This window comes from Syntrophus aciditrophicus SB (assembly GCF_000013405.1).
Classification (GTDB): domain Bacteria; phylum Desulfobacterota; class Syntrophia; order Syntrophales; family Syntrophaceae; genus Syntrophus; species Syntrophus aciditrophicus.
Window position 1 is genome coordinate 1,206,598 of the sequence record NC_007759.1, and the last position, 22,671, is coordinate 1,229,268.

The window sequence follows — 22,671 nt, forward strand, 5'->3', positions numbered from 1 at the left end:
TCTTGAAGTCTTGTATTACATTCATTTTGGCTGAAAATGGTTTTTATCATCGCATGAGAATATCAATCCAGCGGATCAGGATTCCGAAGAGATATTCAGCCTTTTCAACTTTTCGACAAGGGTTGTTCGATTGAGATTCAGAAGCTTTGCAGCCCTGTTCTTGACACCGTTGGTTTTTGCCAGGGCCTTGAGTAGAATATTCTTTTCAAATTGATAGACTACATCATTAAAATCAATACCTTCCTCCGGTATCTGATATTCTTTGAAGGATTGGGTTTCTTTTTTAAACTGACGGATTTTTGAAGGAAGATCTTCAAGCTTTATTTCGCCGTCTTCCTTCATGACAACAAGCATTTCAATCAGATTTTCAAGCTCCCTGACATTACCCGGCCAGGGATAGTGCAACATGCAGGCAATGGCCTCAGGAGTGAAACGCGTGACCTCTTTCTTCTTGGACTGCGCGAATTTCTGCAGAAAGTGATTGGCTAAGATGGCAATGTCGGCACCACGTTCCCGAAGAGCAGGTAGATGAATAGGAATCACATTGATTCTGTAAAAGAGATCCTCCCGAAATCTTTTTTCTGTAACAGCCAGTTCAAGATTTTGATGGGTAGCGGCAATAATCCGGACATCGGCATTGATGGTTTTTACTCCGCCGATCCGTTCAAACTGCTTTTCCTGAATGACTCTCAAAACTTTTACTTGAAGAGCCGGGCTCATATCGCCGATTTCGTCAAGAAAGATGGATCCGCCCTGGGCCAGTTCAAATCTTCCCAATCTGTTGCGAATCGCTCCGGTAAAAGCGCCCTTTTCGTGGCCGAAAAGTTCGCTTTCCAGAAGGTCCTCAGGGATGGCTCCGCAGTTAACTGGAATTAAAGGAAAATTATTTCTGTTGCTGTTGAAGTGGATAGCTCGTGCTACGAGTTCCTTGCCTGTCCCGCTCTCACCATAGATGATCACCGTGCTGTCCGATTTGGCTACCTTTTCGATTGTATCAAAGATCGTTTTCATGCATTCACTGTAGCCGAGCATCTTGCCGAAATCGTATTGTTCCCGAAGATGATCCCGCAGAGTGACATTTTCTTCCTGCAGACTGGCGTAGGACAAGGCTCTGTTGACTGTCAATGTTACCAGATCATTCCTCATGGGTTTGGATATGTAATCAAAAGCGCCAAGCTTCATCGCTTCCACGGCCGAATCCACCGTCCCGTAACCGGTCATCATAATCACGATATTGTCGGGGTTCATGTCTTTGACAAATTTCAAAAGCTCCAAGCCATCGCCGTTGGGCATCTTCAGATCGGTAATGACAAGTTCGTATTTGTCTTCCACAAAGGCATCCATCGCTTTTCTGCCATTGTCGACGGCCTTGATCTCGTAACCTTCAGCGTTCAGCAGTTCGGTTAAATTACTTCTATTGAGATCATCATCTTCCGCAATCAATATCTTCTGATTTTTCATGGTGACTGTTCCGCTTTCCAAGCAACTTTCCAATGACAGGCTCTGGATGAAAAAGAATTCATGATTATTTTAAACAGACGATAGAAATTAAACCGCATCCGTCCGAAAAATTCGTTTAAAGTACAGAGGAAACAAACTGACCTGACCGGGCTCACCTTATAGGCCATATGCATTAAAATTACAACCCCTATTAGGCTGTTTGTCAAAACCATGACAGGTTGTCATGATTTTGGGTTTAAAGATGTTATTCGTTGTATAATTAAATAGTTAAAAATTATTCTCCTTTGCGGCAATCCCGATGCTCTCTTTGATTTTGAACTCTTCTCCTTCAGCAAATCAAATTTACTGCAAGAAATCCTTCATTCAAAAAGCAATATGAAGAAATCCGATAAACAGATTCCATCTGGCATGAGCATTGCGTTTCAACAAGTTTCAGTAACCGGACAGGGCATCTTGCCTCAGGCATATTTCCCCCCGGCGTTGCAGAACACACCCATGTATGTTTTTGGGGAAAGCATTTTGAGGAAATAAAATTCAGGAGGGGAAGAGTATGAAAAAACGTACGCTGGAATTCAAATTGGTAGCCGGAGGAATTTTGCTGGTCCTTATACCGCTTCTCGTGACCGGTATTTTTTCCACCTTGAGGTCGTCAAAAGCACTGGAAAGCACAGCGATGGGGCAATCAGAACAGGTAGCAAAAAGTGTGGGCAACATGGTGCAGCTTGTTCTTCAGGAAGAGATCAAGGTGGCTACCCATCTGGCTTCCAATAACACGGTCATCGAGGCTGCAGCCGGGGTGGCCGGAAAAGGGGTGGACGGCGCGGCCGTTGAACTCACCAGGGCATGTTCAACTCTGGGTATGATTTTGAAGAAATCGGGAACTGATTATGAATACATTGTTGTTACCGATTCCAGTGGCAAGATTATTGCGGACAGCAATGGAGGGCAGCTCAGGGGGATGGATATCTCCGAGAGGGATTACATCAAGGTGCCGAAGAGCACCGGTAAGAGTCACGTAGGGGAAGTCAGTAAATCCAAGGCTACGGGAAAACCCATCGCCCCCTTTGGCGCCCCGGTCTACTCTTCCTCTGGTCAGTTTCTGGGAGTCGTGGGATGCGTTGCCAATATCGACTTCATCAGTGATAAGATCGGGGCGGTGAAAATCGGTGAAACGGGCTACGCTTATGTGCTGAATAAGGAAGGAGTCGTAATTGCCCATCCCAAGGCGGATTTTATTTTGGAAAAGAATCTGGCCAAGGAGGAAGGCATGGTTGAATTCGCCCAGCAAATGCTGGCCCGGAAGTCGGGAACCGGCAAATATGCCCTTGCGGGAGTAGAAAAAATCGGAGGATATGCGCCCGTGGAACTCACCGCCTGGAGCGTCGGCGTGGTTCAGGACTATGAAGAGCTTATGGCACCGGCCGTTTCCATCCGGAATTTCATGATGTTGATTACCGCTGCGTTTCTTGCTCTCGCTGTTGTTCTGGTGCTGTATTTTGCCCGAAGTATAAGCCGACCCATCAAGAACGCGGTAAATACTCTGAATGATTCAGCAGACCAGATTGCTTCAGCGTCCATGCAGGTCTCCTCTGCCAGTCAGTCATTGGCTGAAGGGGCTTCCGAACAGGCCTCTGCACTTGAAGAGACCTCTTCTTCTCTGGAAGAAATGTCTTCGATGACCAAACAGAATGCAGGAAACGCCAGTCAGGCCGACAGCCTGATGAGACAAGCCAATCAGGTTGTCCAGCGAGCCAATTCATCCATGATTCATCTGACGGATTCCATGCAGCAAATCTCCAAGGCCAGTGACGAGACCTCGAAAATCATTAAAACCATTGATGAAGTTGCTTTTCAAACGAATTTGCTGGCTTTGAATGCGGCTGTGGAAGCGGCCAGAGCCGGCGAGGCGGGAGCCGGATTTGCCGTTGTGGCTGAAGAAGTCAGAAACTTGGCCATGCGAGCAGCGGATGCCGCCCGGAATACGGCCAGCCTTATCGAAGGTACCGTCAAAAAGGTGAAAGAAGGTTCCGATCTGGTTGTAAAAACCAATGAAGCCTTCATGGAAGTGGCGGAAAGTTCAGAGAAAGTAGGTGGTCTGGTCAGTGAAATTGCAGCAGCTTCCAACGAACAGGCCCAGGGCATCGATCAAGTGAATAAGGCTGTGGCGGAAATGGATAAAGTGACCCAGCAAACGGCAGCCAATGCGGAAGAATCCGCTTCGGCGTCTGAGGAATTGAACGCTCAGGCCCAGCAGATGAAAAATATTTCTAATGACCTGGCTGATATTGTCGGTGCTGTCAATTCCTCGCTCGCTTCGAGTGTAAACGGGTTTCAAGCTCAGGCTGCTCATGATTCGCGGAAAGGCATTCTGAAAAAGATTTCAGCATTGCCGATGAGCCGATCAATAGTTCGGAGCCCTTCGCCAAAACAAAAAGGTAAAGAAATACGACCTGACCAGATTATTCCTCTTGAGGATGACGAGTTCAAGGATTTTTAGATCTCACAGTCATCTGTAAACCCTGAAATAAATAATTATACAGCAGTGATTTTTTTCAGGAACTGAAATGAATTCAGGACCTCCCTTTCTTCTTTAGGAAGGGGAGGATTTCCCTGTCGTTCAAGTATTGTCTTGAAACCGGGATGTCCGTTGCAAGTGTGCCTGGGTGGTCAAGCCTGTGAAAAAATATTTATTATCTGATTTACCATGATGAATGCATCCGAACTGAGCGATCACGATTTCGAAAGGATCAGTAATCTGATTTATCAGCAGTGCGGCATCAATCTGCATGATGGCAAGAAAGAGCTGGTCAGGACCAGATTGGGACGGAGATTGCGCGAAGGGAACTTCCGGTCATTTTCCGAGTATTACAAACATGTGACGACGCGGGAGGGGACTGATGAACTCATTATGATGATTGATTCCATCGCTACGAATCTCACCTATTTTTTCAGGGAAGAAAGCCATTTTCAGAGAGTGCAGATTATCGTTAAATCCCTGTTGGATGATTCTGTCGGGCAAAGGCACAGGCAACCGGGGTTGAGAATATGGAGTGCCGGATGTTCAACGGGAGAGGAGCCGTATTCACTGGGGATGACCATTAAGGAATCATTGAATGGTTTTCCGGCGGAAGTCAAGATCACGGCTACGGATATATCAACAAAGGTACTGAAAACCGCTGTTAATGGAGTTTTTTCAATCGAGAAAACAAGAAATATACCCCCGGTGATTTTAAGGAAATATTTTCAACTGGGATACGGGAAATGGGAGGGGTACGTTCGAATCAAGAAAGAAATTCGGGATCTTGTTGAATTTTCAAGATTTAATTTAATGGAGCCCCCTTTTTCAAAATTTAAATTCGACATCATTTTCTGCAGAAATGTCATGATTTATTTTGATAAGCAGACGCAGGAGAATGTTGTCCGGAAATTCTACAACTGTCTGAACAAGGGCGGATATTTTTTTATAGGACACTCTGAAAGTCTTGCCGGTTTGGATAATGCTTTTAAGTATGTCGAGCCCAGTGTTTATCGGAAGTAAGCTATGGGTGACGTGATTGTAAGCATTTCGGATTTTAGAGTGAGCAATAATGTCGGCGACATTCTTGTAACCTACGCGCTGGGTTCCTGCATTGCCGTAGCCATTTACGATCCCAAAGTAAAGGTCGGAGGGCTTTTGCACTATATGCTTCCTGACTCTTCTCTGGATGTTGACAAGGCAAAAACAACCCCCGGCATGTTTGCCGATACGGGAATCCCTCTTTTGTTCAAAGCCTGTTACAGCCTGGGGGCACAGAAGAAATCGATGATCGTCAAAGTCGCTGGCGGTGCAAGCATCCTGGATGATACGAATTTTTTCCGTATCGGTCAGAAAAATATCATGATGGCTCGCAAGATGTTCTGGAAGAACAATGTGCTGATCAACGGGGAGGATACGGGCAGCAACTGCAATCGAACCGTACGCCTGGAGATCAAAACGGGCAAGGTTTTTGTCAAGAGTTCGGGTGGACCATTAAGGGAATTGTAATGATAAATCAGTTAATGCGATCGGTCGATAATCTTCCTGCGTTTCCTGTTACCGTCATCAAGGTAATGGATCTCTTGTCACGCGACGACTATTCCATAGCTGAAGTTGCCAGAGTGATCAGTTTCGATCAATCAATTACAGCTAATATCCTTAAAGTAAGCAATTCCGCCTATTTCAGTTTCGGTCGCCCAATAAGGACCGTTCTTGAGGCCGTGGCCCGCCTCGGGAAGGAAAATGTCATTCGTGCTGTGCAGACAGCAGGAATATCAAAATTCTACAAAACAACCGCCAGGGGATACGTATCTGTCGCAGCTGACTTGTGGGAACATTCCGTCGCGGTAGCCCTGATGTCCCAGATTTTATCCCGGCGGATATATGGGCGGGAAGATTCAGTTCTCTATTCGGCTGCGCTTCTTCATGACGTGGGAAAAATCATTATCGGGGCGTATGTCTATGAATCTCTTGAAAAGATTCAACGTGTGGTCGACGGGCGGAAATGTTCCTTTATTGAAGCCGAAGAAGAAGTGATCGGTATCAATCACGCGGAATTGGGTGGAAAGATCACAGGGTACTGGAACTTACCGGAAGAAATCTGTGATGCGATTGCCTTTCATCATCGTCCGGACATCCTGGATAAAAATTCAGTCGACATGCAATGGATTGTTTATCTGGCGGATCAGCTGTGCATGATGACGGGAATCGGTAATGGAATCGACGGGCTTGCTTATCTGGGGATCAGTGAGGTTCTCAAAAAATTTAATCTTCGTGAAAAAGATCTGGAAACAAACATGATGAACTTGATGGATGATCTTCGGAATGCCCGAAGCATTTTAGACATGGTTTAGAATAGATATGCAGTGCGACGCAGTCGCCAGAGGTGCTTATGTCCTTCAATGTGATGATTGTGGATGATTCCAACGCAATGCGCGGGGTTATCAGAAAGATTATTGCCATGTCCGGTTTTAAAATGGATGCATGTCTTGAAGCGGGCAATGGGAAGGAAGCGATGACTCTGCTGGATTCCAACTGGGTCGATGTGATCCTGTCGGATATCAATATGCCGGAAATGAATGGCCTCGAATTGCTAAGCCGTCTTAAACAGGATGATCTGTTCAAAGAGATTCCCGTTATCATGATTACAACGGAAGGAAGCAGTCCGAGGATGGAAGAGGCTTTTCGATACGGGGCGAAAGGTTTTATAAAAAAGCCATTTTTACCTGGGGACTTGAAAAAAGTTCTTCATGAAGTGTTAGGGGTCAATGACGATGGAGACTATGGATCAGATGAAGAAGGTGATAGCGACCTCGATTTTTGAAGTTTTCGAAAAAATGTTTTTTATTTTTCTTGAACCCGTGGAGAAAAAAAATGACCTCACGTTTGACATGGAAACAGAAATCAAATTTACAGGCTCTGCTGAAGGGTGCATGAAAATGTTTTTTTCTGATGGATTGGCTTCATTGATGGCGAGAAACATGCTCAGTCTGGACGACGAAGAAGTGACTGATGCTCTTAAAGCGGATTGCTCCCGGGAGGCCATCAATATGGTTTGCGGAAATCTCCTGCGAACCTGTGACAGCCGTATAATTTTCAACCTTTCCATTCCGACGTTTCAAAAGAATCATCCGTCTGATCCCTTTCCCTTTCAACAGAAAGCGCAACTCAATTCATGGCAGTCTTTATTTGATGTTGATGGAGAAAGTTTGGGCGTCCTGCTGCAGATGCAACGTCCGTAAAACCGGAAGTCGATTGTTTTAATATGAACAGTAAAGCAATAAAACCCTCTTGCGAGTATTTTCTTCTGCCCGGCTATATTTTTATGAGTCCGGAGCCTTACCTGATTTCAACGGTAGTCGGTTCTTCCGTGGCTGTGGCACTTTGGGATGCCGACAGTAAATTGGGCGGGATGTTGAGTTTCCTGTATCCATTCCGGGAAAGTTCAGCAGAATCAACAGCAATATATGGGAACGTAGCGATTACTTATATGGTCAGGATGTTTCGTGAAGAAGGGGCAAAAAAGAAAAATCTTCGATCGCAGATTTTTGGAGGTGCGGAATCAGATTGCTGCGAGGCAGATCAAATCGCGCATGAAAACGTTAAGACGGCAAGGAGTGTTTTGAAAAAGCATGGGATAAAAGTGATATCAGAGGATGTGGGCGGCCGGCTGGGTCGTAAGATTGTCTACAATACCTTTCAGAATGAAGCCCTGATCTACAAGGTCAATACGCTTCGAAACAGTGACTGGTATCCATATGATGGGCAAGGCAGACAGGCATGAGCAAGATAAAGGTCTTGGTTGTTGATGATTCGGCGATTGTCAGAAAAATTTTTACCGAAGAGCTCTCGAAATATCCAGATATAGAAGTTGTCGGGTCGGCCCCGGATCCTTTTGTGGCCCGCGACAAAATTGTCCATCTGAAACCGGATGTGATTACGCTGGACATAGAAATGCCAAGGATGGATGGTTTGACCTTCCTGAAAAAGCTGATGAGACATTACCCTCTTCCCGCAATTATCGTCAGTTCCCTGACCCCCAAAGGGGGGAAACTGACCCTTGAGGCTATGGATATAGGAGCGGTCGATGCTATCGCTAAGCCAGGAAGTTCATACTCTGTAGGTGATATGAGCGGACAGTTGGTTGAAAAGATCCGAGCGGCATCAGGGGCAAGAGTTGTGAGGAAGAGCACACAGGAAATGTTTCAGCCCGGCTCACGTCTTTCCATAAGATCTCTTGCTGAAACTTCGAATAAAGTTATTGCCATTGGCGCATCGACAGGCGGGACGGAAGCTCTGAAAAACGTGCTTTCCAGGATGCCTCCCGATTCACCTGGAATTCTTGTAGTGCAGCATATGCCGGCGAACTTCACCACGGCCTTCGCGGAACGCTTGAACAGTCTTTGTCAAATTGGCGTTAAAGAAGCCGCGGATAACGATTCGGTAACTCCCGGAACAGCGCTTATCGCACCGGGAAACTATCACATGATTCTACGGCGGAGTGGCGCACGATATTATGTTCAAATAAAAATGGGTCCCATGGTGCATCATCAAAGGCCGGCTGTGGACGTTCTTTTTAAATCAACGGCTAAATATGCAGGGGCTAATGCCATCGGTGTCATTTTGACCGGGATGGGCGCCGATGGTGCTGCGGGACTTCTGGAAATGAAGCAGATGGGAGCAGGCACGATCGCGCAGAATGAAAAATCCTGTATTGTTTATGGAATGCCCAAGGAAGCCGTGAAAATAGGGGCGGTTGATAAAATCGTTCATCTTGATTCGATTGCTGATGAAATTGTGAGGATGGTGTAGCGATGAATTATGAAACCCTGTTGAAGTCAATTGATTGCATGGCGTCAGATTTTCTCTTTCTTGACAGCGGAGATATGGATGTGCCGACGACAGGAAAATTTCTCAACCATCTGGAAAATGTCGCAAGAGAGGCATTGAACTTAAATATCATGCCCATTCAGGAAGTAGGAAGGGGATTGAATTCGATTCTTGAATGCATCATCCTGGATTCAATAGAAGACAAAGAAGCGGCGATTCTGACCTTCGAACAGGGGATCGCACTGTTGCAGGAGATCGTGAACGTAGAGAAAAACCAGGGAAAGTATCAAGGGGATATTCGTGGTTATCTGGAGCGAATTGCTTTTGTTACAGGGACTTCCATATCCTCATCCGATAAGGAAATAGTTGACGAGGTTCAAGCCTCGAAGGAGAAAATAACGGCTGCGGGTGCTTCCGAAGAGTTTCTGATTCAGGACGAATCCCTGTTGCGGGATTTCATTGCGGAAGGGATGGAGTACGTTGAAGAGATTGAAGTCAATATCTTAAATCTGGAAAACAATCCGGAAAACAGGGACTATATCAACGCAATTTTTCGTCCTTTTCATTCCATCAAGGGGGTTGCCAGCTTTCTGAATCTGGAGAAGATCAGAGAACTTTCCCACAATATCGAGAGTCTTCTCGATAAAGCCAGAAACGGAGAACACAGCGTCACGCCGCCATTGATCGATGTTGTACTGGATGGCGCCGACGCTCTTAAAAGCATGATATCCCGGCTGAAAGAAGCGCTTGAAGGAAAAAAAGAAAATCCTCTCGACGTCGATCTGTCTGCCCTTGAAATGCGAATACATAATATCAACAAGGGCATTGAGCAGGAACCTTCCGTAAAAAAACTGGGGGAAATTCTGATAGATGACGGAGTGCTCTCTGAGCAGATGCTGGAAGAAGGTTTAAAGGCGAAAGAAAATAATCCGGAAAAGAGGCTGGGAGAAACACTGATTAAAGAAAGAGCTGTGACACCGAAGCAGGTTTCTCAGGCTCTCAGAAAACAGGCCGAGCAGATTACGGATATGTCCACAATAAGAGTGGATACACGAAAGCTCGATGATCTCATCGATATGGTCGGAGAGCTTGTGATTACTCAATCCATGGTGCAGCAGAATATCAGCAATCAGGAAAACGGGAACAAGGATCTGGCAAGGAATGTTTCACAACTGTTCCGTATTACGTCAAACTTACAGAAGGTATCTACCAGTCTTCGAATGATCCCGATTAAACAGACTTTTCAGCGAATGGCGCGACTTGCCAGAGATGTTTCCAAAAATGTCGGGAAAGCTGTTGTCGTTGAAATGGAGGGAGAAGACACGGAGCTGGATCGAAATATGGTCGATGAAATTTATAATCCCCTGGTTCATATGATTCGTAATTCCGTTGATCATGGGCTGGAAACACCTGAGGAGCGAGTGAGATGCGGGAAGCCGGAAAAAGGGCTGATTCAGTTGAAGGCCTATCATCGTGGCGGAAACTTCGTGATTGAAATATCCGATGATGGCCGAGGCTTAAACAGGGAGAAAATTTTGAAAAAGGCCATTCAAAACCATCTCGTCAACAGTGTTGAAGGCCTGACGGACCAGGAAATTTATCGTATGATTTTCCTGCCTGGTTTTTCCACCGCTGAAAAAGTGACTGATGTTTCGGGGCGCGGTGTCGGCATGGATGTGGTGAGGCAGACCATTGAAAAACTGCGGGGCAAGATTGAAATTGAAAGCATCCCGGGAAAAGGCACGACCTTCATTACTCGCTTTCCGTTAACAATGGCCATTATTGACGGAATGATCGTCAAAGTAGGCAAGGAGCGGTTTATTCTGCCTACTACGGCAATACGTCAGGTTCTCAGGCCGACTCGGGAATCGCATAACCATATTGTGGGACAGGGAGAAACGGTAAATGTGATGGGGCGGCTTATGCCCCTGGTTCGAGTTTATGATCTCTTCGATATTGAGCCGGAAAAGGTGGATCCCTGGGATGCCATTGTGATTGTTGTCGATGGGGCCAGCCGTTCCAAATGTCTGCTTGTGGATCAGATCATCGGCAAAGCGGAAGTTGTGATTAAAAGCCTGGGTGAAGGATTAAAGGATATAGATGGAATATCGGGCGGCGCCATCATGGGCGATGGTCAGATCGGTCTGATTATTGATCCGGAAGGGTTGTTTGAACTTAGTGAACACTGTTGAGCGGTTAAAAATTTTGGAGAAGGGGAAAGCCGCTGATTTCGGAATGCCTGAACTGAAAATTGGATAAAAGTATAAAATATTTTTAATTTATGATCACCGGAGGATAGCATGGATAAAAGTATACGAATATTGATCGTAGATGATTTTGCGACAATGAGAAAGGTTATACGTAATCTTTTGAAGCAGGTGGGATACGAAAATATTGTGGAGGCCGAGGACGGGGCGATTGCTCTGAGAACCCTGAAGGCTCAGAAAGTGGATTTTGTCATTTCCGACTGGAATATGCCCAATATGAGTGGCCTGGAGCTGTTGAAGGCTGTTCGGGCAGACGAAGAATTGAATGCAACGCCTTTTTTGATGGTCACTGCCGAGGCGCTTCAGGAAAATGTCATCGCCGCCGTGAAAGCGGGCGTAAGCAACTATATTGTCAAGCCGTTTACCGCAGAGGTCCTGAATTCAAAAATAGAAAAAATCCTGGGAAGTCTTTAGAGGGTTGATCCGGAGAGCGTGATGTCAATTATTTGTATTTAATTACTGAGTTCCTACTCTTAAGAATAAAAGGATGCCTAATGGATGTTCGATTCATCAATCCCTTTTTGGATGCTACAGAGAATGTGTTGAGAACAATGGCGTTTGTTGAGCCGAAGGTGGGTAAACCCTATTTGAAAAAAGATAATGCGGCAAAGGGGGATATTTCAGGAATCATCGGGTTGACCGGTGACCTCAGGGGATCTCTGGGGTTGAGTTTCAGCGAAGCCTGCATTGTCAGAATCGTTTCCAACATGCTTGGGGAATCCTTGACGGGGATCGATAACGACGTCAAGGATGCCGTCGGGGAGATCACCAACATGATCTCGGGTGTTGCCAGAAAAAAGCTGGAGTCGGAGGGATTCAGTATCACGGCGGCCATTCCAACCGTAGTGGCCGGTAAAAGCCACTCCATTGTCCATGTTCTGGGCGGGCCGAGCATCATTATCCCTTTTGAGATCGAGGAAGGGCCCTTTGTTGTGGATGTCTGTCTTGGAAACGGTCCTACCTGAAATACCATGAAATATAAGCAATACATGAAACGTTGTTCTGTTACTTTGGCTGGATGACAATAATGCTGATCCTCCTGTTGCGGGCATCCATGGGGTTCTGGGGAATAAACAATTCCTGATCGGCGTAACCGATGACTCTGGCAATCCGTCCCGGATCGATTGAATTGTTCTCAAGTTCCCGTCGAGCCGCGGATGCTCTGGCTGTAGAAAGTTCCCAGTTTGTTGTTTGCGCGCTTCGGAATGGGGCCGCATCGGTATGGCCTTCAACGATAATTCTATTGGGACTGTCTTTCAGGTTTTCAGAAACGATTCTCAGAATTTCTTTCGCTTTGAATGTGGGTTCCGCGCTGCCCAAGGGAAACATCAAACTGCCTTCCTTGTCAACGATCTGAATTTTCAGCCCGTTATCAACGATACTGACCATCACCTGGTCCTTCAGTGTCTGTAATTTCTCATCGATTGCGATTTTGATACGATGCTCCAGATCCTTCGAGGAAAGGCCGGGTTCCCGATTTCTGTACCCCTGCCCGGAATCGGCCACTCTTCCCGCTTTATCCAGAATACCGGATGAACCGGACATGAACGAAGATCCGGATTCCTTCAAGACAGAGAATGTTTTGAAATATTCCGCTACAGCACTTCTCTTTTCGGGAGACACCATGGTGATCAGCCAGAGTAATAGAAAAAAAGCCATCATCGCAGTGACAAAATCCGCGTAAGCGACTTTCCAGGATCCGCCGTGGTGGCCATCGTGATGACGCTTTTTTACTTTTCTTATGATGATAACGGGTTGTTGATCGTCCAATTTTTTATCCTTTGCTTTGTCTCAGAGCCTCTTCTATTTCTATGAAAGATGGCCGATCGTTTGCCGGTATGACGCGTCGCCCGAACTCCACGGCCACTTTGGGTGCGGAACCGCCGATAAAGGCCAGAAGAGCCACTTTCAAAACAGTCAGATAGAGAATGTTTTCGCCGGCCTGATGTTCGATATTCTTTCCCATGGGACCAACAAATCCATAACAGGTAAGAACACCAATGAAGGTTCCCACCAGGGCCGCGCCGATGCATTTTCCTAAAACCTCCGGCGGCTCGCTGATCTTGCCCATAGTCAGGACGACACCGAGAACGGCGGCAACGATGCCAAGCCCGGGAAGAGCATCCGCTACAAAATTAACACTTTTTGCAGGCTGCATCATTTCTTCATAATAGACATCCAGTTCATGATCAATCAGGGCATCCAGTTCATGGGGAGCGATGGTGGTCGTCATGACCGTTCGCAGCGTGTCGGTAATCAGGTCAATCGCATGTGTGTTGTTGAGGATGGACGGATATTGAGAAAACAAAGGGCTCTCCTGAGGACTGTCCACGTCCGATTCAATCGATACGAGACCCTGCTGGCGGATTTTATAAAAGATCCCGTTCAGCAGCATTAAAGCCTCGGTATAATCTTTCTTGTCAAACGTTTTACCGCGAAAAATCCGGGAAATTGACTTAATGACCGCTTTAACGACTTTGGATGGGGAACTGATCAGAAAACCACCGATTGCCGCGCCAAAGATAATTAAAAATTCCGCCGGTTGAAAAAGAACTGCAAGGTTGCCGTGCTCCAGAAGATAACCGCCGATTACCGTGGTAAAAACAATAACAATTCCTATGATGGCAAGCATTGAATATACGTCAGCTCCCCCGTTTTTCCCGAAGGAGTTCCCTTTCCCGTTCAAAAACGAATTTTACAATTTCCTCTCTAACCGAATCGTCCATTTGAACGAATGAAAGAGACAACCGGTATCCCTCAGCCCTTTCTTCACTGGCGATGATCATTCCATAAAGACAGAGCGCCCGGTTTTTATGTGGCGAAAGAAATGTTTTTATTTCGATAATGTCGCCTTCAGCGAATTTTTCAGGCGTTGTAAAGCAGAGACCGGCGCCGCTGATGTTGACGAGTCGTGACGACAGAGCATTAAATCCCTCGTTTCGCAATGTGAGAAGGTGGAGTATCTGATCCAGTTTTGCGTTCAAGATACACAGACTGCCATAAAGCGCTGAATCGGCTGTTTCGGGAAGAACCTTCGGGTTTTTGGGATAAGTCTGGTCAAGAATTCTTGATTTAAGAAAGGCTAGTTCCTGCTCGGGCACAAGCCGATAAGAGAGGGGAATGAACGCCTCAACGCGAGAAAACTGTCTTTTGTCGATGTCGCTTTTTCCTTTTTCCATAACTATTTCCCTGCCCGGTTGTCTTTATGCCGCTTCTGGACACAATCTGTTTTGCAAGGCGGATGCCATGAAAGCGCCATCAAAAGGTTCGTAGTAAGCGAAGCGATGCAGAACCGGGCTGAAGTTCAACTGGAGCGGATTGACAGTCGGATCTGTAAGGAGGATTGTTTACAGGAAATAAGGAAAAGCACTCTGTTTAAGCTTTTTTCTGTGAGAGGGAAATTCGGTCTCTGCATATCTTTGTGCATGCAGACAAATGGTTACAACAGATCCGGAAAATCTCAGTACTGATTCTTAATGATTGAAATTCTTTTGTAAAAATAAGCTGATATAAAAAATACGAGATTCAGGATCACAATAGCAGCCCCCGTAGGGACATCGAGATAAAAAGAAAAGATTATGCCAGTCAACACGGATGTCAGCGCGCTGACTGCGGCAATCAGCATTGTGGTCCTGAAACTTCTGGCGAGCTGGAGCGCTGTGACTGCTGGTAGAATTAGAAGCGAGGAGATCAGCATAATGCCGACCACTTTCATGGAAAGGACAACCGTTATGGCGGTCAAGATGGCAAAAACGTTATCAAGAGCCTTGACATTGATCCCGGCTGCCTTAGCTGATTCTCCGTCGAAAGTGATCAAAAGCCATTCATTATAGAAAAAGGATAAAAAAAGAATGACAGCTGCGGACAGGATGATGGCGATGAACACCTCGAGTCGGCTGATCGACAGGATGCTGCCGAAAAGAAAACTGAAGAGATCGACGTTGAATCCTCCGGCAAGGCTGGAAATCATGACTCCACCCGCAATCCCCAGTGAGGAGATGACTCCGATGGCTGCATCGCCGTAAAGTCGCATTTTCTGCGTAATTTTCATGATGCCGATAGAGCAGATCATCACCAGGGGAAGGGACACAACCAGAGGGGAAGATTTGAAGAGAAGGGCAAGGGCCACCGTGCCGAACGTCGCATGAGCAAGTCCGTCGCCTATCAGAGATAGGCGGCGCAGGACGAGAAAGACTCCCTGGGTGGAGCAGAGAAGGGCGATAAAAAGACCGGCAATCAGCGCCCGCTGAACAAAACCGTATTTCAGAAACTCGAACATTTCCATGAATTGAACCTTATCTCTTGAATTAAACTTTTTGGGGACAACAAAATCCCTCTTTTCGGGTCCTTATTGCCCTGGGCATGTAGCATGCAGTCATCCTGAAAAAACCCGGTCAAATTCAGCCTGTTTTCCGGTTGTTGTGATCGTGACGATGGCAGATGATGTGCTGGGCAAAACTTCCAAACAGGCGGGTGACATCCGAAGACTCACAGAAATCTAAAAAACTTCCGTAAAAAATAATAGTTTTGTCCAGGTACAGGAGCTTCGAGGAATATCGACCGATGTTGGCAATATCATGGGTAACGAGGATAATCGTGATTCGTCTCTGTTCGTTCATTTCCCGGAGCAGGTCAAAGAAGCGCTCTCTCGTATGGGGATCCAGGGCGCTGGTCGGTTCATCGAGAATCAGAAAATCAGGATTGCCAACAATGGCCTTTGCCAGCAATACCCGTTGCTGCTGGCCGCCAGAAAGTTCCCCGATCAGCCGGTTCCTGAGATCTAAAATCCCCAGTGATTTCAAAGTATCTTCGATGATTTCCCGATCCCTGTGTCGAATGTACCGGGGGAAGGTCTTGCTGGCCAGCAATCCCATGGCTGCGATTTCCATCACAGTGGCCGGAAACCGCGGATTAATGGAAGCAGCCTTCTGCGGTAAATATCCGATCCTGTTCCATTCCTTGAAAGAGACGATGTCCTGACCGAAGAGACTTATCCGGCCGTGATTGAAAGGCAGAAGTCCCAGAAGCACTTTGATCAGGGTCGTTTTTCCCGAACCGTTGGGGCCTACCAGACCGATGTAATCTCCCTGATGAATAACCAGTGAGATGCCGCTCAGGACTTCTGTCGAATTATAATAAAAATTCAGGCGTTCAACAGAAAGCACATCTATGGGCATAGCAGTCCCACTTTCAGATTATTGAGATTTTTCTCCATCAGATCAAGGAAGGTAACGCCCCGGGCGAGTTCGTCCCTGGAAACGTTGTGAGCCCCGTGGAGCATCAGCATGCTTGCCCCCGTCTCATTGGCTATCGCCCTGGCGACTTTGGGGTCGATCAGCTCTTCGTGAAAGATGGCCGATATGTGGTTTTTTTTGAGATAATCCGTCATTTCCATCAGCCTCTTCGGTGTCGGTTCCGCGTCTGGCGTGAATCCGCGGTAGGCGGACATGTATTGCAAACCATATCGCGCAGCGAGGTAGTTGAAAGTGAAATGACCGGCATGAACCAGAGTCTGATGTTTGCATCGGGATAAAGTCGTTTTATAAGTAGAATCCAGTTCGGCCAGCTTCTTTTTGTATTTTTCAGCGTTTTTTCTGTAAAACATCGAATTATCTGGATCTTTTGAGCTCAATCCTTCTGTGATGGAATCCACCATTTTCATGGCATTGGTGAAATCGAGCCAGGTATGAGGATCGTTCCCTTCCGTTCGCTTAAAGTGGGAGGGGCCTTCCTCCGGATGCTCATCAGCGGCTTTCAGAGTCAGGACACCCTTGCCGGCGTTGATGACCATGAGCTTTCTGTTGTCAATGCCTTTGAGCAGGTCATCTACCCAAGGCTCCATGAAACGCCCTGTAAAGATAAAAACATCGGCATGCTGAATGCGCTTCATGTCGGCTGGAGTGGGTTCGAAGGAATGCGCTTCTACACCGGGAGGCAGCAGAAGTGCCACTTCGACTTTCTGTTGCCCGATCTGGCGGGTGAAATCATACAAAGGAAAGAGCGAGGTGACGATTTTCATTTTTCCATCGGGTGAGGGTGGTTGCTCCTGTTTTCCGCAAGCCTGCAGAACAGCACACATCATGACGATGAGCACAATCGGGATGCTTTGTTTTAATGGTTTCATATCTCTGTTCCCTCAGAATCAACGATAAATGATGAATTCTCGTTGCCTGTCAGATGAGACAGCATGGTTTGGCTTCGTTTTTTCAAGATACGGGATCATTCACATGACGCCGACAGTCATCGCAGAGTCCGCTGATATTGACTGTTATTTGATCGATGATTAAATGTTCATAGCCGGGCAGGCCTTCCCGAAACAAAGAAAGGGTCTGAGGGGCCAGACAGATCAGAATGCCGCATCGTCGGCAGTTGAAATGAGCGTGCTCTGGATTGTGCATACAATTGATTTCATAATAATTGACTCCGTGCTGAGTCTCAATTTCTCTGACGATGCCGTGCATTTTGAATGTCTTTAATATCCGGTAAACCGTTACTCTGTTGATTTTGCAGGTATCGTTAAGCAAAGCACAGATCTCTCCCGCGTTCACAGGGGAATGATGATGAATCAGCAAATCCAGAACGGAAAGTCGCTGCGCTGTTTTATGCAAACCAGCCCTGGACAGGGTTTGCAGGGCATCGCAATGTTGTGTTGAATCTCCCATAGAGTCATATTTACATTAAATGCAACTCGAATGCAAAAACTAAATCCTTACTGTTCAAGAGTCAAACAGAAAGTATATCTCCATGAAAATGACTATCGCATTGACCTTTTGATCGGAATAGCTTAAATACTGGCTTCTATTTTTATTCCTCAAGGAAAGTCAATTTATACAGTCATGAATTTTCAGTTGATCGATGAGTATCTGAATTATCTCACTGTCGAAAAAGGGGCGTCTCATAATACGCTCGAAGCATACGGTCGAGACTTGAGTCGCTATTCGGGCCTGATCCAGGAAAGAGGAATCAAAGAAATTCACGAGATCAGTCCCGATGATGTCATCTATTACATGGCAGAGTTAAAGCGCAAGGGGTTGTCGGCCAATTCCATCAACAGAAGTCTTGCGGCGCTTCGCGGATTTTACAAATTTCTGTTAAGAGAGAAGAAAATTGAGCAGAATCCTGTCGCGGAGATTGAATTGGCCAAGGTCTGGATGCGTCTTCCAGACACCTTGAGTCACGAAGAAATGGACCAACTGCTTTCTCAGCCCGGCGTGAGGACGGACAGCGCCATTCGGGATACGGCGATGCTTGAGTTGATGTATGCCACGGGACTCCGGGTTTCGGAGCTGATCTCACTGACCACCGGCAGCATCAACTGGCAGGTCGGTTATCTCGTTGTCCAGGGAAAGGGAAACAAAGAACGGATCGTCCCCATCGGGCAGGTTGCCTATGAACACGTCAGGCGTTATTTTGACGAGGTCAGGCCGAAGTGTATCAGAGGGGCGCAGACGAATGTTCTTTTCCTGAACAAATCGGGCCAGGGGATGACCCGTCAAGGCTTCTGGAAACTGGTGCGCAAGTATGCCGTCAAGGCAGGTCTTCAAAAGAAGGTGCACCCCCATACCTTCCGGCATTCCTTCGCTTCCCATCTCCTGGAAGGAGGGGCGGATCTTCGTTCTGTTCAGATGATGCTGGGTCACGCGGATATTTCCACAACTCAGATCTATACCCATGTGACGCGGGAGCATCTCAAAGACATTCACAAGAAATATCATCCGCGGGGTTAGTGGAATATGGATTATGAACCCTTTCCCGGAATGTCGAAACCGACATCTTTAAAACTTCCTTTGAAAAAGGTGCTGAAATGGACTGCCATGGTGATGGGGACGGTCATGGCGATCGCGGCGGCGCTGGCCGCTATTCTTTATCTTTCCGGAGGCCGGCAACGCGTCACAGGGGCTGTTTCTTTTTATGTGCTGGGCCATAAACCGGCGCTGCATTACCTGGACATAGAAAAGAACGGAAAAGATTACCGGTTGAACCAGGGTGATATCCTGGAACTGGCCGTCCGGGATGAATTCGTCATCAAGCAGGTCCGCACGGATGTCCTTTCAGACCGCAACATTTCCGTTGATGTAGAGTTTATCGGAAACGAAAATGATTTTCGAAAACTGCTGAAGGGAACTGAACTGGTTCAAATGGTTGTCGCAGCGGGTTCCTCCTCCGATGCTTCCGGCAGGCCTCCTTTATCTCCACGGGTTCTCGTCAAATATGGTTCGCAGATTGTCGGAACAATCTCTATAAAAACGAAAGTTACCCCTCAAGACTGGCTGCAGCAATCCGGTGCATCTGAAAATCTGTCGTCCAGAATCGAACAGCTGCAGAAAGCCCTGGCTTTAAATCCTTCCGATGACAATGTCAGGCGAGTCCTCGCCGGTCTTTACCAACAGGCCGGCCTCGCGGACAAGGCGGTGGAGCATTATCAGATTCTCTTATCATCGAATCCGGATGATGTTTTTATCTTGACAGAACTGGTCAAGGCTTATATGGGCCGTAGAAAATATAATGAAGTGATTGATAACTGCCGGCGAATCGTTGCCTTGGAACCGAAGAATGCGGCAGCCTTTGCTCATCTGGGATATGCCTATGGAGAACTGGGCGACTGGAATAGGGCCATAGAAAGTTATGAGACCTCCCTCGGAATCGATGAGGGCAATCCCCCTGTGCGTTTACGATTGAGAGAAGCGTACGAAAAAGCTAAGCAGCACGGTGCTGCCAAAATCGATCAGTCCGTGCTCAAGCCTCGTACGCCCGATTCTGGAGGCCTGGCAGGCCTGGCAGGACTGGCAGATCTGGACTTCAAGGAAAGGCGTTACGGTGCTGCGGTAAAAAAATATGAGCAACTGGCCCGTTCCTCCCCACCCCGGCCTTCGATTTATGCCAATCTGGGTTATGCCTATACCGAACTGAAAAATTATGCCGAGTCGGCGAAGAACTATGAGAAAGCTCTGAAAGCCGGCGCGAAGGATCCTCAGATCTATTACAACCTCGGGTTTGCCTATGAAAAGCTGGGCAGAGAAAAGGATGCCATCGGCGCCTATGAGAAATATGAAAAGGATAAACCCTCCCTTCAGGTGACTCAAACCCTGGCGGAGCTTTACCTCAGCGAAAAAAGATACGACCAGGCCATTCAGGCCTACCGGAAACTTATCAGGAACAATCCTAAAAAAGCCGCCTGGTATGCAAGTCTGGGTTACGTTTATGGCCGCAAGAATGACATCAATAACGAAATAGAGAATTACAGGACTGCCCTGCGTTATGATCCTGAAGATGATGAGACCTGTTATCGCCTTGCTGAGGCCTATGAACGGAAAGGGATGTATGAAGAGGCCATTTCGGCGTACAGCAGCGCCTATGACTTGAATCCCGATTTGAGCCAGGCAGCCCGGAAGATTCCCAGGTTAAAGATCAAAATTCTGGAGAAGAAACATCAGGAATCCTGAAGCGATGAAGCCCTGTTCGGTTAACGCCGGGGCATCTGAAAAAAGTGTGCGGTGGTCCGCTGTATGTTTTTAAGAGGAAAGATGTTATGAAACCTGTTCATGTCGGCGGTCTGGTTGTCGGGGGAGGGAGCCCCCTCGTGCTTATTGCCGGACCCTGCGTTATCGAGGATGAGGAACGGACACGGGACATTGCCCTTTATCTGAAAAAACTCACGGATGAAATGGATATCCCTTTTATTTTCAAGGCCTCCTATGACAAAGCCAACCGGACATCGGGGAAAGCCTATCGCGGTCCAGGCCTCGAGCGAGGGATTGAAATTCTGAAAGCCATCAAGGGCGATCTGGGTATTCCCATCCTTTCCGATGTCCATAGTCGCGAGGAAATCGAGAAGGCGGCTGAAATCCTGGATGTGGTTCAGATTCCGGCTTTTCTTTGTCGTCAGACCGACCTTGTAAGGGAAGTCGCCCGTCTTGCCAGAGCCGTCAATATCAAAAAGGGCCAGTTTCTGGCTCCGTGGGATGTCCGGAATATCATCGAAAAAGTCCTCTCCGAAGGAAATGAGCGGATTCTGGTTACCGAACGGGGGACAAGTTTCGGTTACAACAACCTGGTCGTGGATTTCCGTTCCCTGCCCCTGCTGAGAAGGGAAGGTTATCCCGTGATTTTTGACGCAACGCACAGCGTTCAGCTTCCCGGCGGCCAGGGGACTGCCTCGGGGGGGCAGAGAGAAATGGTGCCCTGTCTGATGCGAGCCGCCGCAGCGGTTGGTATTGACGGTCTTTTTCTTGAGGTGCACCCGGATCCGGAGAAGGCCCTGTGTGACGGTCCGAATTCTCTTTATCTCGATGCCCTTCCTGAGCTCCTGAGCACGGTGAAATCCATCGACCGGCTGGTAAAAAACAGGGCGGACGGCATTTTTTAACGATATCGGCTTATGCCGGCAGCTTCGCTCAAATGAGGGTGGTGAATGTGATCAAGGATGAAGCGGTAAAAAGCAGGATCAGGAAGATCCGTCTTCTGATGCTGGACGTGGATGGCGTTCTGACAGACGGGCGCATCATCATCGATGATGCGGGACTGGAAAGCAAATTTTTTGATGTCAGGGATGGCCATGGCCTCAAACTGATCATGCGTTGCGGTCTTGATGTCGTTCTGTTGACCGGCCGCTCTTCGGCCGTGGTAACCCATCGCGCCAGGGATCTGGGAATCCGGGAAGTTTTTCAGGGGATATTAAACAAATTGGAATTCTTTCAGCAGTTTATTGAGAAAAGGGAAATTCGTCCGGAGGAGGTCGCCTATGTCGGGGATGACATGGTGGATATTCCCATTCTCAAGAGAGTCGGTTTTTCCGCTGCCGTGAAGGATGCCGTCGAAGAAGTCAGGGAAATCGTGGATCATGTCACGGAAAGACCGGGCGGACGAGGCGCCGTTCGGGAGCTATGCGAACTGATCCTCAAGGTTCAGGGGAGATGGGACGAGGTTACGCGGAAATACGAATTAGGCTGAATTCATTAATAGAATTCGATTCATGTTTGGTCTTTACTTGTCCTGAAACGGGTGATATACAACAGCAAAAACAGGAAAAGGTTGAAAAGACTTATAACAATAGGAAATAAAAGGATTGTCATTCTGGCAGTGCTATGTTTTGCTGTTCTTTCCATTGTTTCGGGAGTGATCTATAAGGTTTCGGGTAACCGCCCCCAGAAAACTCTTTTGAAAATCATGGACAGTACCGTGGATCTGCAGGTCATGAATGTCCATTATACGGAAGCGACGGATGAAGGAGTCAAGTGGGAGATCAAGGCGGACAGTGCCCAGTATCGCAAAAAGGAAAATCTGGCTGTCTTTAAAAATCCCTGTATTAAATTGATCATGCCCAATGGCCGCGTCTATGTCATGACCGGGAATGAGGGATTTGTGCATCAGGATTCAAAGGACATGGAAATATCTGGTAATATAAATCTGACTTCCAGCAACGGCGATGAGTTTAAAACGAATCATCTGAGTTATTCCGGGATCGAAAAGCGATGTTACACGCCGGCGCCGGTCACGATGAAAAACAGCAGGATTCAGGTGGATGCCAAAGGGATGTCGCTTTCCCTGAAAGACGAACAGCTCACCCTTTTGTCCGGGGTCAGGGCAGTTCTTAATTGA

Annotated in this window: 24 protein-coding genes; 16 read left to right on the forward strand and 8 right to left on the reverse strand. The window is 47.2% G+C overall.

The window, feature by feature from the left end; all coding sequences use genetic code 11:
- Window positions 1-75: 75 nt before the first annotated feature.
- A complete protein-coding gene (locus SYN_RS05595; RefSeq protein WP_237671315.1) occupies window positions 76-1,482 on the reverse strand; it encodes a sigma-54-dependent transcriptional regulator in 1,407 nt (468 codons plus the stop codon).
- Window positions 1,483-2,011: 529 nt separating this feature from the next.
- Between SYN_RS05595 and SYN_RS05600 the strand changes: the two genes are divergently transcribed.
- The 11 genes from SYN_RS05600 to SYN_RS05650 all read left to right on the forward strand — a co-directional run bounded on the left by SYN_RS05600 (window position 2,012) and on the right by SYN_RS05650 (window position 12,038).
- Window positions 2,012-3,958 carry a methyl-accepting chemotaxis protein gene (locus tag SYN_RS05600; RefSeq protein ID WP_011417095.1) on the forward strand — a complete coding sequence of 649 codons (1,947 nt, stop codon included), beginning with the start codon at window positions 2,012-2,014 and terminating at the stop codon, window positions 3,956-3,958.
- Between the two features lie 207 nt (window positions 3,959-4,165).
- Window positions 4,166-4,999 carry a CheR family methyltransferase gene (locus SYN_RS05605; protein WP_011417096.1) on the forward strand — a complete coding sequence of 278 codons (834 nt, stop codon included), beginning with the start codon at window positions 4,166-4,168 and terminating at the stop codon, window positions 4,997-4,999.
- Between the two features lie 3 nt (window positions 5,000-5,002).
- Window positions 5,003-5,485, forward strand: a complete 483-nt coding sequence (locus SYN_RS05610; RefSeq protein WP_011417097.1) for a chemotaxis protein CheD — start codon at window positions 5,003-5,005, stop codon at window positions 5,483-5,485.
- On the forward strand, window positions 5,485-6,330 hold the full coding sequence (locus SYN_RS05615; RefSeq protein WP_011417098.1) for an HDOD domain-containing protein: 846 nt from the start codon (window positions 5,485-5,487) through the stop codon (window positions 6,328-6,330). Before SYN_RS05610 ends, SYN_RS05615 begins: the two co-directional genes overlap by 1 nt.
- 38 nt (window positions 6,331-6,368) lie before the next feature.
- Complete coding sequence (locus SYN_RS05620; RefSeq protein ID WP_041584781.1) at window positions 6,369-6,800, forward strand: response regulator; 432 nt, start codon at window positions 6,369-6,371, stop codon at window positions 6,798-6,800.
- Entirely contained in the window at window positions 6,769-7,218 is a 450-nt protein-coding gene (locus SYN_RS05625) for a chemotaxis protein CheX (RefSeq protein WP_041584782.1), read from the forward strand. The genes SYN_RS05620 and SYN_RS05625 overlap by 32 nt, the downstream gene beginning before the upstream one ends.
- A gap of 23 nt (window positions 7,219-7,241) precedes the next feature.
- Window positions 7,242-7,760 carry a chemotaxis protein CheD gene (locus tag SYN_RS05630; protein WP_011417101.1) on the forward strand — a complete coding sequence of 173 codons (519 nt, stop codon included), beginning with the start codon at window positions 7,242-7,244 and terminating at the stop codon, window positions 7,758-7,760.
- Complete coding sequence (locus SYN_RS05635; RefSeq protein ID WP_011417102.1) at window positions 7,757-8,788, forward strand: protein-glutamate methylesterase/protein-glutamine glutaminase; 1,032 nt, start codon at window positions 7,757-7,759, stop codon at window positions 8,786-8,788. The genes SYN_RS05630 and SYN_RS05635 overlap by 4 nt, the downstream gene beginning before the upstream one ends.
- A gap of 2 nt (window positions 8,789-8,790) precedes the next feature.
- On the forward strand, window positions 8,791-10,998 hold the full coding sequence (locus SYN_RS05640; protein ID WP_011417103.1) for a chemotaxis protein CheA: 2,208 nt from the start codon (window positions 8,791-8,793) through the stop codon (window positions 10,996-10,998).
- Window positions 10,999-11,106: 108 nt separating this feature from the next.
- Window positions 11,107-11,487: a chemotaxis response regulator CheY gene (locus SYN_RS05645; protein WP_011417104.1), complete on the forward strand. Its 381-nt coding sequence runs from the start codon at window positions 11,107-11,109 to the stop codon at window positions 11,485-11,487.
- Window positions 11,488-11,567: 80 nt separating this feature from the next.
- Window positions 11,568-12,038 (forward strand): chemotaxis protein CheX, encoded by a 471-nt coding sequence (locus SYN_RS05650; RefSeq protein ID WP_041584783.1) that lies wholly within the window; start codon window positions 11,568-11,570, stop codon window positions 12,036-12,038.
- Between the two features lie 40 nt (window positions 12,039-12,078).
- On the opposite strand, the gene SYN_RS05655 is transcribed toward SYN_RS05650, so the two are convergent.
- The 7 genes from SYN_RS05655 to SYN_RS05690 all read right to left on the reverse strand — a co-directional run bounded on the left by SYN_RS05655 (window position 12,079) and on the right by SYN_RS05690 (window position 17,735).
- Window positions 12,079-12,843: a flagellar motor protein MotB gene (locus tag SYN_RS05655; protein WP_011417106.1), complete on the reverse strand. Its 765-nt coding sequence runs from the start codon at window positions 12,841-12,843 to the stop codon at window positions 12,079-12,081.
- A 4-nt stretch (window positions 12,844-12,847) separates the two neighbouring features.
- Complete coding sequence (gene motA, locus SYN_RS05660; RefSeq protein WP_041584784.1) at window positions 12,848-13,705, reverse strand: flagellar motor stator protein MotA; 858 nt, start codon at window positions 13,703-13,705, stop codon at window positions 12,848-12,850.
- Between the two features lie 10 nt (window positions 13,706-13,715).
- Window positions 13,716-14,252 (reverse strand): PilZ domain-containing protein, encoded by a 537-nt coding sequence (locus SYN_RS05665; RefSeq protein WP_011417108.1) that lies wholly within the window; start codon window positions 14,250-14,252, stop codon window positions 13,716-13,718.
- A 281-nt stretch (window positions 14,253-14,533) separates the two neighbouring features.
- Window positions 14,534-15,358 (reverse strand): metal ABC transporter permease, encoded by an 825-nt coding sequence (locus tag SYN_RS05675; RefSeq protein ID WP_011417110.1) that lies wholly within the window; start codon window positions 15,356-15,358, stop codon window positions 14,534-14,536.
- Between the two features lie 115 nt (window positions 15,359-15,473).
- Window positions 15,474-16,250, reverse strand: coding sequence for a metal ABC transporter ATP-binding protein (locus SYN_RS05680; RefSeq protein WP_011417111.1), 777 nt, complete (start codon window positions 16,248-16,250; stop codon window positions 15,474-15,476).
- The gene (locus SYN_RS05685; protein ID WP_011417112.1) at window positions 16,241-17,197 is read right to left on the reverse strand and encodes a metal ABC transporter solute-binding protein, Zn/Mn family; all 957 of its coding nucleotides are present in this window, start codon (window positions 17,195-17,197) and stop codon (window positions 16,241-16,243) included. The genes SYN_RS05680 and SYN_RS05685 overlap by 10 nt, the downstream gene beginning before the upstream one ends.
- A gap of 82 nt (window positions 17,198-17,279) precedes the next feature.
- Window positions 17,280-17,735: a Fur family transcriptional regulator gene (locus SYN_RS05690; protein ID WP_011417113.1), complete on the reverse strand. Its 456-nt coding sequence runs from the start codon at window positions 17,733-17,735 to the stop codon at window positions 17,280-17,282.
- A 174-nt stretch (window positions 17,736-17,909) separates the two neighbouring features.
- Between SYN_RS05690 and xerD the strand changes: the two genes are divergently transcribed.
- From xerD to lptC, 5 genes are all read left to right on the forward strand, one after another.
- Window positions 17,910-18,800 carry a site-specific tyrosine recombinase XerD gene (xerD, locus tag SYN_RS05695; protein WP_011417114.1) on the forward strand — a complete coding sequence of 297 codons (891 nt, stop codon included), beginning with the start codon at window positions 17,910-17,912 and terminating at the stop codon, window positions 18,798-18,800.
- A gap of 6 nt (window positions 18,801-18,806) precedes the next feature.
- Window positions 18,807-20,516 carry a tetratricopeptide repeat protein gene (locus tag SYN_RS05700; RefSeq protein WP_011417115.1) on the forward strand — a complete coding sequence of 570 codons (1,710 nt, stop codon included), beginning with the start codon at window positions 18,807-18,809 and terminating at the stop codon, window positions 20,514-20,516.
- An 86-nt stretch (window positions 20,517-20,602) separates the two neighbouring features.
- Window positions 20,603-21,439: a 3-deoxy-8-phosphooctulonate synthase gene (gene kdsA / locus SYN_RS05705; protein ID WP_041584786.1), complete on the forward strand. Its 837-nt coding sequence runs from the start codon at window positions 20,603-20,605 to the stop codon at window positions 21,437-21,439.
- Between the two features lie 47 nt (window positions 21,440-21,486).
- A complete protein-coding gene (locus SYN_RS05710) occupies window positions 21,487-22,023 on the forward strand; it encodes a KdsC family phosphatase (protein WP_258165161.1) in 537 nt (178 codons plus the stop codon).
- A gap of 81 nt (window positions 22,024-22,104) precedes the next feature.
- The gene (gene lptC, locus SYN_RS05715; RefSeq protein ID WP_041584787.1) at window positions 22,105-22,671 is read left to right on the forward strand and encodes an LPS export ABC transporter periplasmic protein LptC; all 567 of its coding nucleotides are present in this window, start codon (window positions 22,105-22,107) and stop codon (window positions 22,669-22,671) included.

Excerpts from the sequence above, each read along its gene's own strand:
- SYN_RS05600 (WP_011417095.1), top strand. The coding sequence starts at position 2,012 with ATGAAAAAACGTACGCTGGAATTCAAATTGGTAGCCGGAGGAATTTTG.
- SYN_RS05605 (WP_011417096.1), top strand. The coding sequence starts at position 4,166 with ATGATGAATGCATCCGAACTGAGCGATCACGATTTCGAAAGGATCAGT.
- SYN_RS05610 (WP_011417097.1), top strand. The coding sequence starts at position 5,003 with ATGGGTGACGTGATTGTAAGCATTTCGGATTTTAGAGTGAGCAATAAT.
- SYN_RS05615 (WP_011417098.1), top strand. The coding sequence starts at position 5,485 with ATGATAAATCAGTTAATGCGATCGGTCGATAATCTTCCTGCGTTTCCT.
- SYN_RS05620 (WP_041584781.1), top strand. The coding sequence starts at position 6,369 with ATGTCCTTCAATGTGATGATTGTGGATGATTCCAACGCAATGCGCGGG.
- SYN_RS05625 (WP_041584782.1), top strand. The coding sequence starts at position 6,769 with ATGAAGAAGGTGATAGCGACCTCGATTTTTGAAGTTTTCGAAAAAATG.
- SYN_RS05630 (WP_011417101.1), top strand. The coding sequence starts at position 7,242 with ATGAACAGTAAAGCAATAAAACCCTCTTGCGAGTATTTTCTTCTGCCC.
- SYN_RS05635 (WP_011417102.1), top strand. The coding sequence starts at position 7,757 with ATGAGCAAGATAAAGGTCTTGGTTGTTGATGATTCGGCGATTGTCAGA.
- SYN_RS05640 (WP_011417103.1), top strand. The coding sequence starts at position 8,791 with ATGAATTATGAAACCCTGTTGAAGTCAATTGATTGCATGGCGTCAGAT.
- SYN_RS05645 (WP_011417104.1), top strand. The coding sequence starts at position 11,107 with ATGGATAAAAGTATACGAATATTGATCGTAGATGATTTTGCGACAATG.
- SYN_RS05650 (WP_041584783.1), top strand. The coding sequence starts at position 11,568 with ATGGATGTTCGATTCATCAATCCCTTTTTGGATGCTACAGAGAATGTG.
- motA (WP_041584784.1), bottom strand. The coding sequence starts at position 13,705 with ATGCTTGCCATCATAGGAATTGTTATTGTTTTTACCACGGTAATCGGC.
- SYN_RS05665 (WP_011417108.1), bottom strand. The coding sequence starts at position 14,252 with ATGGAAAAAGGAAAAAGCGACATCGACAAAAGACAGTTTTCTCGCGTT.
- SYN_RS05675 (WP_011417110.1), bottom strand. The coding sequence starts at position 15,358 with ATGGAAATGTTCGAGTTTCTGAAATACGGTTTTGTTCAGCGGGCGCTG.
- SYN_RS05680 (WP_011417111.1), bottom strand. The coding sequence starts at position 16,250 with ATGCCCATAGATGTGCTTTCTGTTGAACGCCTGAATTTTTATTATAAT.
- SYN_RS05685 (WP_011417112.1), bottom strand. The coding sequence starts at position 17,197 with ATGAAACCATTAAAACAAAGCATCCCGATTGTGCTCATCGTCATGATG.
- SYN_RS05690 (WP_011417113.1), bottom strand. The coding sequence starts at position 17,735 with ATGGGAGATTCAACACAACATTGCGATGCCCTGCAAACCCTGTCCAGG.
- xerD (WP_011417114.1), top strand. The coding sequence starts at position 17,910 with ATGAATTTTCAGTTGATCGATGAGTATCTGAATTATCTCACTGTCGAA.
- SYN_RS05700 (WP_011417115.1), top strand. The coding sequence starts at position 18,807 with ATGGATTATGAACCCTTTCCCGGAATGTCGAAACCGACATCTTTAAAA.
- kdsA (WP_041584786.1), top strand. The coding sequence starts at position 20,603 with ATGAAACCTGTTCATGTCGGCGGTCTGGTTGTCGGGGGAGGGAGCCCC.